Annotated in this window: 1 protein-coding gene; it reads left to right on the top strand. The window is 62.6% G+C overall.

Features of this window, described 5'->3' with window-relative positions:
- On the top strand, positions 1–302 hold a 302-nt coding region (locus EZM81_RS18155; RefSeq protein ID WP_169052413.1), incomplete at both ends, for a transposase.

The following is a 302-nucleotide window of genomic DNA, read 5'->3' as shown; positions in this document are numbered from 1 at the left end:
CCGATCCGGTTCTTCATGACCGCGGGCCAGGTCAGCGACTATACCGGCGCGGCGGCCCTGCTGGGCGGCCTGCCAAAGGCTGAGTGGTTGCTGGCCTACCGCGGCTATGATGCCGACTGGTTCCGAGAAGCGTTGAAAGACAAGGGGATAAAGCCCTGCATTCCGGGTCGGAAGTCGCGCGGCAAGCCCGTCAAACACGACAAGCGCCGCTACAAACGCCGCAACAGGATCGAGACCATGTTCGGGCGCCTGAAAGACTGGCGACGGGTTGCCACACGATACGACAGGTGCCCAAAGGTCTT

This window comes from Tabrizicola sp. YIM 78059 (assembly GCF_004959785.1).
Taxonomy (GTDB): domain Bacteria; phylum Pseudomonadota; class Alphaproteobacteria; order Rhodobacterales; family Rhodobacteraceae; genus Tabrizicola; species Tabrizicola caldifontis.
The sequence above is the reverse complement of the archived record's forward strand: the minus strand, read 5'-3'. Positions and strand labels throughout refer to the sequence as shown.